The 259-nt window shown below is 61.8% G+C and carries 1 pseudogene; it reads right to left on the bottom strand.

Going from position 1 to position 259, the window contains the following annotated elements:
* Positions 1–183: pseudogene (locus SB751_RS32365) on the bottom strand (hypothetical protein); the annotation flags it as partial.
* Between the last annotated feature and the right edge of the window lie 76 nt (positions 184–259).

Here is a 259-nt window from a genome sequence, read left to right as displayed (position 1 = left end):
CTCTGAATTCACGACGCGGCATTGCGACAGCGTTACGTTCCGCACGCGCGACATGCGTTGCGGATACTTGACCATGGATAGGCCGCAGTTGTCGAAGGCGCAGTTGTGCAAGTGCAGGTCGTGGAAGTGCGCGTTGCCCTTGTCCAGGGCCATGCGGAATTCGTGGCCTTCGATCTTTTGCATGGAGCGTGCGTGTCAGTTGCGGCTGGCGGTGGCCAGGCGCAGCGCCAGCGCCAGGAACACCGATCCCAGCACGTAC

This window comes from Cupriavidus sp. SIMBA_020 (assembly GCF_046535395.1).
Classification (GTDB): Bacteria; Pseudomonadota; Gammaproteobacteria; order Burkholderiales; family Burkholderiaceae; genus Cupriavidus; species Cupriavidus campinensis.
Note: the sequence above shows the minus strand (reverse complement) of the source record. Positions and strands in the feature narration are given on the sequence as shown.